The organism is Thiorhodococcus mannitoliphagus, assembly GCF_010915725.1.
Classification (GTDB): Bacteria; Pseudomonadota; Gammaproteobacteria; order Chromatiales; family Chromatiaceae; genus Thiorhodococcus; species Thiorhodococcus mannitoliphagus.
On sequence record NZ_JAAIJR010000167.1, the window covers coordinates 1 to 10,192 of the forward strand.

The following is a 10,192-nucleotide window of genomic DNA, read 5'->3' on the forward strand; positions in this document are numbered from 1 at the left end:
CCGCGTACCCATACTCGGCTTTTTCGCTGACGATGCGTTCCGGGGCCGGGGGCTTGCGCCCGTGGCGTGTGGGCAGGGGGCAGTGGGCAGTGGGCAGTGGGCAAGATCGTCTCTGGATCACGGGCGGCGCTCAAGCGGCGCGGACTGGGTAGCGCGGAACGGCGGGCCTTCGGGGGCGAAGGGTCTAGACTGTCGTCGACCAACCCAATCGACAGGCAAACGAGTCGAGCAGGCGATCCCCGGACTGGGTCTGTCCCGACTTGCGCCGGCACCGAGTTTGGCCTAATTTGGTCCAATTAGGCCATTACCTCGGGGTTCCGCATGCAAAGCCTTTCCGCCCACGACGCCAAGGCCCGCTTCGGCCACTTGCTGGATACCGCTCGACGCGAGCCGGTCGTCATTGAGCGCCACGGGCGCGCCGTCGCTGTCGTCATTTCAAAAGAAGAGTACGACGAGCTAAACGCCATCAAGCTTCAGCAACTGCGCGCCGAGATGACTGCGGGGATCGCGGATCTCGAACGGGGTGCCTACACCGAGTACAGGACTGACGAGCTTCCCACGCTCGCCGGACAGATCAAGGCCGCTGGCCGCGAGCGACTCGCGAACAAGTGACCTACCGGCTATCGGGACGCGCGCAAGCGGATCTCGCCGCGATCTGGGACTATTCCGCCCAACAATGGAGCCTCGATCAGGCCGACCGGTACATCGATGCCCTGGTCACCCGGTTCGTTTGGCTCAGCGAGAACGCCACCTTGTGGCAGCCCAGGCCCGATCTCGTCGAAGGGCTCTACAGTTATCCGCAGCAAAGCCACGTGATCTATTTTCGACGCGGCGCCGATGCGCCAGAGTCGATCGAGATCGTCCGCGTGCTGCATGGCCGGATGGAGCCAGCCAAGCACGTCCGGTGAGACGCCCGACGCCGCCGCGAATCGACTTCCTGCGCAGCCCGCCGGGTAAACGTCTGGAAGCGCTGAGCGGCGACCGCGCGGGACAGCACAGCATCCGCATCAACGCGCAGTGGCGGCTGTGCTTTGTGTGGCGAGAAGGCGATGCATTCAATGTCGAGATTGTCGAGGATCACTGAGGAGGCCCAGCCATGACACCCACCAACGCTATGCGCCCGGTGCATCCGGGTGAGATTTTGCGCGAGGACTTTCTCGTCCCCTTGGGCATGAGCGTGAACGCCTTGGCCGTGGCGCTGCGCGTGCCGGCGACGCGACTGCATGAGATCGTCAAAGAGCGCCGCGCCATCTCCCCTGATACGGCGCTGCGCCTGGCGCGCTACTTCGGCGGTGATGCGCAGTCCTGGCTGAACCTACAATCCAGCTTCGATCTGCGCCGCGCGGAGTTGGATTCACGCGCGACGATCGAGCGCGAGGTCATCCCGCGTGAGGCGGCTTGAGATCGGAAGTTGCCCTCAAGAACGCCTCGCATGCTTTCGTCGGTATCCATATGCCGACCGTGGGACGCGCCGTGCGGGCCGGATTGCAACGATGCGAGAACTGACCCCGATGCGTTTGATCGCGGCGCTGAAAAGGCGCGGCCTGTCGCCGGAGATCTTGGAGGAAGCGAAACGCGAGACTGTGGTGATCACCTCCTGAGTTGTGACTCGACACCCATCAGTCCGAGCAGCAGAATGAGGCTCGCTCATCAAATCCGTCAGGAGTCACAGATGGCATCAACTCAGATCGACATTCCGCAGGACATCCTGGACTCCGCCCGTTTGTCACCGGACCAGCTCAAACAGGAGCTTGCCATCAGTCTCTATGTGCAACGGCGGCTTTCGATCGGGAAGGCGAGAGAGCTGGCTGGGATGTCACTGTGGCGGTTTCGGCAATTACTGGCGTCGCGGGAGTTACCCGCTCACTACGACGAGGCGGATCTGTTCGAGGACCTGGACAACTTATCCAACTGGGACCGCTCGGCGTCATGAGGCGAGTGGTCAGCAACACCTCGCCACTGACCAACCTCGCCGCGATCGGCCAACTCGATTTGCTGTATAGGCTGTTCGGTCGTGTCGAAATCGCCCATGCGGTCTGGGATGAGTTGAACGCCAACGGTCGTTCCTGGCCCGGTCGCGATGAGGTTGCACAGGCGTCCTGGATCATTCGCCAGGCACCCAACAACCAGGCGCTGATGCGCGCCTTGCAGCGGGATCTCGACCGGGGCGAATCTGCGAGCATCGCACTCGCGGTCGAACTGGGCGCGGATCTCATCCTGCTGGACGAGCAGGACGGACGTCGGCTTGCACAGCAACAGGGATTGACGCCCATGGGCGTGGTCGGGGTTCTGCTGCTGGCGAAGCAACGCGATTTGTTGCCAGCCATCCGGCCGAGTCTCGATGCGCTGAGAACCGATGCCGGCTTCTGGCTGGGTGATTCGGTGTATCGGCTCGCGCTTGAGAAGGCGCGTGAATCGTCTTGAAGCCCAGCGCCGGGGCCAGCGCGGATGACGCCCAGAACGGGGGCGGAACCGCATGCGCGACAACACCGCTGACTCACAGCTGTTTGGGCAGATGCGTGATGCCGGTGCCGATCAGGCGGACGGCGATCAGGGTCAGGAGGGGAATGACGAACGGATGCAGGGGCAGCGGAAGCAATAGGGTCAGCAGCAGGAGCCCAACCACCAGCGTTAGACCCGTCTGACTCGCCTGGCGGGCGACCGGGCTCGGGTAGTCGAAGCCCAATTGACGGATCCGCCAGCGCCAGTGGCCCTCAAGCACGCCGGCGACGAGCAGCAGCCCAAGGGCCGGCGCCCAGGCCGTGAGCAGGGCGGCACGCAGACAGGCCAGCTCGACCAGCAGACGGACTGCCTTCGCGCGGTCGACGAGCCAGTCCGGATCGACCCCATCGATCAGGACGGAGACTTGAGGGTCGGCGCGCATCGACTGGCCCGCGATCGACGCGTCCTTCTGATCCCTTTGCATCGCGACCCAGCGTCGCGCCAAGTCCAAGACCGCCACGGCGCTCCGCTCACCGAGCGCCTGTCGAGACCAGGCCCGCTCCAGCGTCCCGACCTGCTCCAGCCACTCCGTCGGCACCCACCACGCGATCCCGATCAGGCCGACCAGCAGCAGGAGCAGCACGGCGATGCCACCCGTACCGACAAGGCTCCGCGCATCGCCAGGCTCAGGATCCGGCATGGTCAGCGGGCCTGCTCATCCGGTTGGGCGCCCTCGGGCGCCCTCCCCTGACGCCGTCTTGCCTGGGCCGCGTCGACTCCGGCTGGCTCGCGCAGAATCGGTAGCCGCCCTTTGACGATCCGCCCACCGGCAAGACGGGCGATGTAGTGCAGATTGGGCAGCATCCCCAAGAGCGCCGGCTGGAACAGGTCGCTCACCTCTTCCTTGAGCTGCTCACCGACGTTGCCCGAGTGCTGCAGGGGATTACGCTGGGTGGAGGTGCCCTGGGTGCGGGTCAGGGTCTTGAGGCGGGCCTTCGGCAGACTGGCGGTGACGTACTCCTGGGTCTCGCTGTCGAGCACGCGCAGGGCGATCAGGGTATTGAGGTTGCCGAGCACCTGTCGCGCCTTGGCCTCGCTGCCGGTGCGCGCGGCGAAGTCGGCGAAGGTCTGGGTGGCGATGGTCAGGCGCAGTCCGGCGCCCCTACCCTTGTTCAGGAGTTGGATCAAGGGGTCATTGACGATCTCGGCGGCCTCGTCGACGAAGACGTTCACCGGGCGATGCTCAACACTGTAGTTGTAGCGGTCGCCGGCAACGGCGGCCAGATCGGCGATCAGGATCGAGCCAATGGCCGCCCCGACCATGCCGTCGGAGAGCGCATCCAGCCCGATGTAGGCGACCTGGGCACGCTCGACGATGCGGGCCATGGCGGTGATCGGACGCGGGTCGGCGGGATCGTCGCTGTCGGGCGAGAGCAGCGGGCCGAGCGCACCGGCGGTGAGCATGCTGAGCACCGGCAGCAGGCTCGCGACCATCTTGGAGAAGTGCACCCGGTCGTGCTCGAAGAGCGAGACCAGCCCGTCGATGACGGTGGAGGGGTGCTGGGTGCGGATCTCCTGATAGAAGCGCACCAGGCCGCGCGCTTTGGCCATGGTGTCGTGCGCCTTGCCGATGTAGCGCGCCGCCCTGCCCTCCCAGCCCGGTGTCTGCTCGTCGAAGTAGCGCATGAGGACCCGGACCACCAGCGCCTCGACGCCGCCTTCGAGGTAGCGGCGCAGCGTGACCAGATTGGGCCGCTCCCCGCCGGCCAGCAGTCCGCCGATGACGTGCGAGAGGGCCATCTGCGAGAAGCTCTTGAAGGGGTCGTTGCCGCTCACGCTCGGCATGATGGCGGCGATGCGGCTGGCGATCTCGGTCGCGCGGTTGAAGCTGTAGAGGGGATCGATGCGGTGACTGCGGTCCGGAAAGGCGGGATGGAAGCTGACGAAACGCTGGGGCGCGCCGCAGCGCACGCAGGCGCGCCGGGCGGAGGCTTGGAGCTCCTGATCGCCCTTGGGATCGAGGATGACCACCGCCTCGCCGCGCTGCACCGCCTGGGCGACCAGCAGTTCGAGCAGCCGGGTCTTGCCCGAGCCGGTGGTGCCGACGATCAGCAGATGCCCGGCGCTGTGCGCGACCGGCAGCCAGACCGGCGCCTCGCGCGGGGCAAGTCCGTGCAGCCAGTGCGCGCCCAGCTCGGGATGGGCCGGCACGATGCGCTCGGGTCCGACGCGGATCAGATCGAGGGCGAGCTGGGCATGCTCGGCGTTCCAGTCGAAGCCCCAGCCGAACCAGAGATCGGCGGGACGGCGTTGGCCGTGTGCGCGAAGCCGCTCGGGATCCAGAAAGCTCAGCGGCTGCCCGCCGAGGCGTGCCCGGCGCTGGCTGTGACGCAGCGCGGCGGGCAGCCAGCGTAGCCCCATCAGGATCGCAAGCACGGCCAGCAGTTGAAAGGGACGCTGATGCAGTGCCCAGTGGCCGTGCAGGCAGGCCGCAAGCAGCCCCAAACCCAGCCAGCTGGAAAGTGCCGCCAGCTCGAAGTTGGGCCGCCAGGGCGGATTATAGGACAAGGGTCAGGATGCCCTTTTCGACCGGACGGGCATTTGGCAAACGTTCGAGGGCACGGCGCAGGGCGGTCTCCGAAATGCCGGCGCGGCGGGCGCCATCGAGGATGGGGCCACGCAGCGGGATCGAGAGTGCGCCGGGGCGCTCGGTGATGACACCCAGGGTCGGATCGCGCGCGAGGAGGCGTTGGCGAATGGTCTGCGCATACTTGGTTACGGTGGTCGCGGGTGAGCCTTTCGCACTGGTCCGGTTCGGTGGATCATCACCGACGACTGCCTCGATTGCCGCCGACTGGGGCTGGATCGTCTCCGGCGGACACGATGGGACCGAGTCGGCTCCCAGTCCCAGAGCAACCAACCGGCGCGAGACCGAGCGCCTCAGCCACACCCCGGAGACCCCGTCATGTTCGCGCACCTTGAGCATGGGGCGCAGTGGATCACGCTCGATCCAATCGCGGGCGACAAAGGTCTCAAGGATCTCTGCGGGTACTGCGTCCCACCCGGCAAGCCCCTGCGGGTACGGCAGAAAGACCTTGCCCTGAATCAGGCTTGGACAGGCATCGGCTGTCAGTCGATCCTCTGAGAGTGCCTCGCTCAGGGCGATCATAACGTCTCCTGCCGGACCCTGTTGGCGCAGCCAATCGCGGGCATGGTCCCGCTCAGAGGGCTCGGCCGGTGTGGCGTTGCCGATCCTGTCGGTGATTCCCTGGACATCTTCATGACCGGGGTCGATCGCAGGGCTCGAAGTCGAACCCGCCGTCGCCTTCGGCACGACGCCCGCGTCTTCCACAAGGACGGACGCCGAGCCTGACTCAGGGATCGTGGTCACCAACAACGTAGCCGGCGGCACCACCCCCGAGAACAGCAGCTCAGGGCTCGCCAGACGCAGGAAGCTCAGCTCAACTGGCTGCTCGTGGGCCAGGAGCGCCGGGGCGAGTCGCCAGTAACGCGCAGCCGGTACGCCTTCGCCCAGCGGTCGTGCCCGCGCCAGATGACGCTCGATGAGGATGTCCGCCAGGGTGTCCGGATCGCGTGGAATTCCCGGGATGCGTTCACCGGAAAGCCGCTGGACGATGGCCTCGGCGCAGGCCGGCCAGACGAGGTGAACCCGATTGGGCGGAAAGATCCACACCCCTGCCCCGGGCGTGTTGACCGTCCAGGTCCCGTCGCGCAGCAGGGAGCGCATGGTGTCGATCAGATAGCGCTCGATCGGCACCCCGAGCGAGAGCGCGTCCGGGTCGAGGCGGTTCTCGCGCAGGTCCTGGGCGACGCTGACCCGATCGGCCTCACGCATCAGCTCACCGAGCAGCGCTTGGTCGTCCATCCCGGCCAGCACCCGGCCCAGGGTGAGCCAGACCAGGGGGTCGGGGTCCATCAGCCAGTGGCGCACCGGCCGGGTCAGGAGCTGCGGGAGCACGGCGGCGGTGAAGAGTTCATGGCCGTGATGGACGCGCTGGGTGGTCCAGCGCAGGAAGTAGCAGTCGATGCCGTGCGCACCGGCCCACTCTGCCAGCGGCTCGTCGAGCGGTTGCCATCGGTACGACCCGTTCCGGTCGACCACCGAGAGATCGGCGACCGGCTTGCCCACATCGTGCAGCAGTCCGGCGATGCAGGCGGCCAGGTGCCAGCGTGGCTCAAGGATCCGCCGCTCCTCGGGCAGACGATCGAGGGCGAAGAGCCGTCCGCGACTGGCGCGGGCGGCCTGGAAGGCGACCTCGAGCCCGTGCCGGAAGAGGCCCCCGGCACCGCGATGGTGATGGGTTTCGGACGCGGGCAGCAAATGGACGAAGGCGGCGTAGCGCTCGATCAGGGGGAGGACCAGGGTGCGGTAGTCCTCATCGCTGAAGGCCAGGGCATCCTGAAGGCTGGCGATGAGTGCTCGCTGGGTCGCGAGGATCTGGGCTGTGCTGGCGACAGGCAAGCCTTTGAGGAAGGGCGGATAGCGCGGGATCTCCTGCTCGGGGTCAAGATCGGCGGGCGCTGCGGAAGCAGCAGGGCTGCTTGACGGCGACTCGACGTCGGCCGTGCGAAAGGCGGCCCAGGCGGCTCGGTAGCGGGTCATGAGGCTGGGCATCGTCGTGCGCGCATCCGCCGTGGAGGCTTGGCAGAAACGCCTATCCAAGCATGCTCCGGGGTCACCGGCGACGAAGAACGGTAAACGCGGTCTTTACCGTTGTTCCAGAAGAACCCTGACCCGCTCGGTTTACCGTTTCGGCCGGCACCAGGCCACGCAGCAGAGTAGGCTCATCCGTTTCGCACTCGTGGGTCTGATGGCATGGTCAACCGCATTCGATTTCTGCTTTCCCTTGCCTGCGTCATGCTCAGCGGCTGCGCCACGCCGCCGGAGCCAACGCCGGTGCGGATCACCCCGGCGCGACTGCCCTTCCCTGCCTATGTTGCCTATCGCCCGCCCGAATCCTTGGGTGGCGCCAGTTGGCGTGGCGGGCGCACCGAGCACGCCCTCGATCCCGATGGGCAATGGTGCGGGATGACCCTCGACGGGCGGGCGCGGTGCGGGCGGCAGCGGATCCGCGACCAATGACGCCCCTGGGCGCAAGCCTGCCCACCGCTCCTGCTTCTATGTTGAGACGGACCGGATTCGGCTCCAGCCCGCCAACCCCGAAGTCGCGCCGCTCCCGCTCAGCGCTGGTGAGATTCAGATCCTCGGTGTGGTTACTGGTCTGGTGCGGATGGGCGGATGCGCTTGAGGGCGATCCGGGGTAACCTCGACCTGTCCTCCCTGGAGACGAGCATCCGATGACCCCGCAAGCGACCGCCCTCGTCCGTGCATCCTGGACCAAGATCAAGCCGCTCGCGGAGCCCACCGCGCAGCGCTTCTACGGGCGCCTGTTTGCGCGCCACCCAGAGACCCAGCCGTTGTTCCAGGCGGAGATGGCCGAGCAGCGCCGCAAATTCCTGGTGATGCTGGAGACCGTCGTCGACGCGCTCGATGACCTGGATGCCTTGCTGCCGGCACTCGAGGACCTGGGCGCTCAACACGCCTGCTATGGCGTCACCGGTCCCGACTACGACAAGCTGGTCGATGCCTTGCTGTGGACGCTGGGTCAGGCGCTCGGCGATGACTTTACGCCGGAGGTCCAGGACGCCTGGACCGAGGTCTACACCACCTTGGCGGGTGCCATGCAGGATGGCGCGGCGGAGCAGCTCGTCCCCTGACCGCCGCCAACGCCAGAGGCTTGCATGGCGGCCATCCCTTGCGCTGCGCTCAGGCGCTTGAGACCCGCCATGGTGAAGGTCGAGAAGGTGAAGAAGACCCCGGCCGCGGTCGCCGCGCCCAGGGCGCAGAGGATGGTGAGAGCCTGCGCCAGGACGCTCATGCCACCACCTCGTCCCGATCCCAGACACCAGCCGCCGCCGTGGCACGGGCATCGTCCCGGACATCGCGCGGTGGGCGCCCGAGTGCACGCTGGACACCATCGCCGAGATAGGCGTTGCGCCCATCAAGCACCTCCGCGACCAGGTGTGCGATGGAAGCACTCAGGTCCCCGGGGAGGCCCTGGGCGGTGAGCGTCTGCGCGAAGCCCGTTGGTGTGACCGGCGCATAGCGTAACGTACATCCAATGGCGGCACTCAGCTCCGCGGCAACGTCTGCGAGCGTCATCAGGCGCGGGCCGGTGAGTACATAGCGCTGTCCGAGAGCAGGCGTTCAGCCCGGAAGTTCAGCGCGCCGCCGAGGTTTCCTCGTCTGGGCGATCGACGTTGATGAGTCGTTCCTGATGCGCGATTTCGACGCCGTCAGGAAGCCAGTCCCATGAGCGCACGTAAGGCGGTTGCCTCGTCGATGAAGTGCAGGGCCTTGATCGTCCCGCCGTCCATCTCGATCACCGTCACCTTGCCCGGTTCACGCGGCAGCGCGCTGGTCTCTTCCGCCGTGCGCCCCAACAGGACCGGGTAGGGATATTTGCGCAGCTTCGGCAGCGCGAACATCGATGTCACCAAGCCGGGCATCTTGCTGATGTCCGCGACATAGCGGATGCCGATGGCCTGCAAGGTCTCGGCTGTCTGCCCTTTCAGCACATCGTCCGCAAGATTCGAGGCGTCTTTCTCCCGGGTGAAGATCACGAACCTGGTGTTATGACCGATCGCCTGGGGTTGGTCGTGCTGATCCTTCAGCGTCAGCGCGGGCAGGGTGTCGCCGATCTGGAGTTCGGACAATGCACCTAAGGCGGGGAGCAGGACGGGGGTCAACTGGAAGATGCTCGTCACGGTAAACGCTCGCGGTGGTGAAAGCGCGCAACGCTACCGCGTCGAGAAGGACATCGCAACGGACCGGAGGGATTTTGAGCCCAAGCCCGGGCTGAAATGGCAAGATCCCTTGTGCGTAGCTATTAAAGCAAGTGACCCTCGATATTTTTTTGTTCGGACGCGCACCCTCTCCCGTCCATCATCCCCCCACTCCTTCCGCTATCCCGAGGACGCCAGGCCGCCGCCATTCCATCTCTGGAATGCGTCGCGCAGAGCACGACGTCAACCTCGATGCCGACTGGATCGACATGGTCGCGACAGGCATGGCGGCACCGGTTGTGCAAACCCTTCATGGCCATGCGCCGGAACGAAATTCCAGCGGACCCGGGACCACTTGGCTGTTGCTCCGATCTCATCGTGCCGACACCCTTGAAATAAAAGAATTGAGACGCATTCTTAATTAAACTGGGATACTCCGCTTACTGAACAGGAGCCATGTTTATGTATAGAGATCCACCCGATTGGATGGCCATGAGCGGCACCAATGCCTCGCATCTTGACGCGAGCCAGAAATCCCTGCGTGTCGAGATGTCACTGGAGTTGGTTCAGCGCCTGATGGAGGATGGGGCCATCTGTGCGGCCGATCTGCATTGCCTCGACCACGCTACCAAGCAGACGCTGCAACAGCTCTGTCTGGACAACTGCGCGCGGTGCCTGCGAACGAATGCCTGCGCCGACGACAAGTCCGTCCAGACTCCGACGAATCGCCGACCCAATGAGACACCCTTGCTTCCCACACGCGCGTAGAGCCCAAGCCTTTCTCGACCCCGGCCACCTATCATCATCGCTCTCGTGATCCCGTGCTCGCCAGGCGTCCGGGCGGCGCGACTGTCGGAGAAGAACACGCGCTTTCAGGCCCACACCCTGGGGAGCGCGCTCCAGCGGGTCGTCGAGACCGGCGAAGTCATCCGCGCCTGACGCT

Annotated in this window: 14 protein-coding genes and 1 pseudogene; 9 read left to right on the forward strand and 6 right to left on the reverse strand. The window is 65.9% G+C overall.

Annotated features, from left to right (window positions below; translation table 11 throughout):
• Nucleotides 1–321: 321 nt before the first annotated feature.
• From G3480_RS23275 to G3480_RS23300, 6 genes and pseudogenes are all read left to right on the forward strand, one after another.
• Nucleotides 322–612 carry a type II toxin-antitoxin system Phd/YefM family antitoxin gene (locus G3480_RS23275; protein WP_164656567.1) on the forward strand — a complete coding sequence of 97 codons (291 nt, stop codon included), beginning with the start codon at nucleotides 322–324 and terminating at the stop codon, nucleotides 610–612.
• Nucleotides 609–908, forward strand: coding sequence for a type II toxin-antitoxin system RelE/ParE family toxin (locus tag G3480_RS23280; RefSeq protein ID WP_164656569.1), 300 nt, complete (start codon nucleotides 609–611; stop codon nucleotides 906–908). Before G3480_RS23275 ends, G3480_RS23280 begins: the two co-directional genes overlap by 4 nt.
• A gap of 23 nt (nucleotides 909–931) precedes the next feature.
• A pseudogene (locus G3480_RS23285) lies at nucleotides 932–1,084 on the forward strand (type II toxin-antitoxin system RelE/ParE family toxin); the annotation flags it as partial.
• A gap of 30 nt (nucleotides 1,085–1,114) precedes the next feature.
• The gene (locus tag G3480_RS23290; protein ID WP_420824640.1) at nucleotides 1,115–1,402 is read left to right on the forward strand and encodes a HigA family addiction module antitoxin; all 288 of its coding nucleotides are present in this window, start codon (nucleotides 1,115–1,117) and stop codon (nucleotides 1,400–1,402) included.
• A gap of 270 nt (nucleotides 1,403–1,672) precedes the next feature.
• Nucleotides 1,673–1,933: a UPF0175 family protein gene (locus G3480_RS23295; protein ID WP_164656573.1), complete on the forward strand. Its 261-nt coding sequence runs from the start codon at nucleotides 1,673–1,675 to the stop codon at nucleotides 1,931–1,933.
• On the forward strand, nucleotides 1,930–2,424 hold the full coding sequence (locus tag G3480_RS23300; RefSeq protein ID WP_164656575.1) for a PIN domain-containing protein: 495 nt from the start codon (nucleotides 1,930–1,932) through the stop codon (nucleotides 2,422–2,424). Before G3480_RS23295 ends, G3480_RS23300 begins: the two co-directional genes overlap by 4 nt.
• A gap of 73 nt (nucleotides 2,425–2,497) precedes the next feature.
• On the opposite strand, the gene G3480_RS23305 is transcribed toward G3480_RS23300, so the two are convergent.
• The 3 genes from G3480_RS23305 to mobH are packed head-to-tail and all read right to left on the reverse strand — an operon-like array spanning nucleotide 2,498 to nucleotide 7,066.
• Nucleotides 2,498–3,142, reverse strand: a complete 645-nt coding sequence (locus G3480_RS23305; protein ID WP_164656577.1) for an IncC plasmid conjugative DNA transfer DtrJ family protein — start codon at nucleotides 3,140–3,142, stop codon at nucleotides 2,498–2,500.
• 2 nt (nucleotides 3,143–3,144) lie between these two features.
• Nucleotides 3,145–5,010 (reverse strand): conjugative transfer system coupling protein TraD, encoded by a 1,866-nt coding sequence (traD, locus tag G3480_RS23310; protein WP_164656579.1) that lies wholly within the window; start codon nucleotides 5,008–5,010, stop codon nucleotides 3,145–3,147.
• Nucleotides 5,000–7,066 (reverse strand): MobH family relaxase, encoded by a 2,067-nt coding sequence (gene mobH / locus G3480_RS23315; RefSeq protein ID WP_240906006.1) that lies wholly within the window; start codon nucleotides 7,064–7,066, stop codon nucleotides 5,000–5,002. Before mobH ends, traD begins: the two co-directional genes overlap by 11 nt.
• Before the next feature lie 213 nt (nucleotides 7,067–7,279).
• Between mobH and G3480_RS23320 the strand changes: the two genes are divergently transcribed.
• Nucleotides 7,280–7,546 carry a hypothetical protein gene (locus tag G3480_RS23320; protein WP_164656581.1) on the forward strand — a complete coding sequence of 89 codons (267 nt, stop codon included), beginning with the start codon at nucleotides 7,280–7,282 and terminating at the stop codon, nucleotides 7,544–7,546.
• Between the two features lie 215 nt (nucleotides 7,547–7,761).
• On the forward strand, nucleotides 7,762–8,181 hold the full coding sequence (locus G3480_RS23325) for a globin domain-containing protein (RefSeq protein WP_164656583.1): 420 nt from the start codon (nucleotides 7,762–7,764) through the stop codon (nucleotides 8,179–8,181).
• Here G3480_RS23325 and G3480_RS23330 read toward each other — a convergent pair.
• The 3 genes from G3480_RS23330 to G3480_RS23340 form a co-directional block, all read right to left on the reverse strand.
• Nucleotides 8,124–8,342, reverse strand: a complete 219-nt coding sequence (locus G3480_RS23330; RefSeq protein WP_164656565.1) for an anthrone oxygenase family protein — start codon at nucleotides 8,340–8,342, stop codon at nucleotides 8,124–8,126. The genes G3480_RS23325 and G3480_RS23330 overlap by 58 nt on opposite strands.
• The gene (locus G3480_RS23335; RefSeq protein ID WP_164656585.1) at nucleotides 8,339–8,626 is read right to left on the reverse strand and encodes a Rossmann-fold NAD(P)-binding domain-containing protein; all 288 of its coding nucleotides are present in this window, start codon (nucleotides 8,624–8,626) and stop codon (nucleotides 8,339–8,341) included. The genes G3480_RS23330 and G3480_RS23335 overlap by 4 nt, the downstream gene beginning before the upstream one ends.
• 134 nt (nucleotides 8,627–8,760) lie before the next feature.
• Nucleotides 8,761–9,231, reverse strand: coding sequence for a hypothetical protein (locus tag G3480_RS23340; RefSeq protein ID WP_164656587.1), 471 nt, complete (start codon nucleotides 9,229–9,231; stop codon nucleotides 8,761–8,763).
• A gap of 480 nt (nucleotides 9,232–9,711) precedes the next feature.
• Here G3480_RS23340 and G3480_RS23345 point away from each other — a divergent pair, with 480 nt between their 5' ends.
• A complete protein-coding gene (locus G3480_RS23345) occupies nucleotides 9,712–10,017 on the forward strand; it encodes a hypothetical protein (protein ID WP_164656589.1) in 306 nt (101 codons plus the stop codon).
• Nucleotides 10,018–10,192 lie beyond the last annotated feature (175 nt).

Excerpts from the sequence above, each read along its gene's own strand:
- G3480_RS23305 (WP_164656577.1), bottom strand. The coding sequence starts at position 3,142 with ATGCCGGATCCTGAGCCTGGCGATGCGCGGAGCCTTGTCGGTACGGGT.
- G3480_RS23320 (WP_164656581.1), top strand. The coding sequence starts at position 7,280 with ATGGTCAACCGCATTCGATTTCTGCTTTCCCTTGCCTGCGTCATGCTC.
- G3480_RS23290 (WP_420824640.1), top strand. The coding sequence starts at position 1,115 with ATGCGCCCGGTGCATCCGGGTGAGATTTTGCGCGAGGACTTTCTCGTC.
- mobH (WP_240906006.1), bottom strand. The coding sequence starts at position 7,066 with ATGACCCGCTACCGAGCCGCCTGGGCCGCCTTTCGCACGGCCGACGTC.
- G3480_RS23325 (WP_164656583.1), top strand. The coding sequence starts at position 7,762 with ATGACCCCGCAAGCGACCGCCCTCGTCCGTGCATCCTGGACCAAGATC.
- G3480_RS23345 (WP_164656589.1), top strand. The coding sequence starts at position 9,712 with ATGTATAGAGATCCACCCGATTGGATGGCCATGAGCGGCACCAATGCC.
- G3480_RS23300 (WP_164656575.1), top strand. The coding sequence starts at position 1,930 with ATGAGGCGAGTGGTCAGCAACACCTCGCCACTGACCAACCTCGCCGCG.
- G3480_RS23275 (WP_164656567.1), top strand. The coding sequence starts at position 322 with ATGCAAAGCCTTTCCGCCCACGACGCCAAGGCCCGCTTCGGCCACTTG.
- G3480_RS23295 (WP_164656573.1), top strand. The coding sequence starts at position 1,673 with ATGGCATCAACTCAGATCGACATTCCGCAGGACATCCTGGACTCCGCC.
- G3480_RS23330 (WP_164656565.1), bottom strand. The coding sequence starts at position 8,342 with ATGAGCGTCCTGGCGCAGGCTCTCACCATCCTCTGCGCCCTGGGCGCG.
- G3480_RS23335 (WP_164656585.1), bottom strand. The coding sequence starts at position 8,626 with ATGACGCTCGCAGACGTTGCCGCGGAGCTGAGTGCCGCCATTGGATGT.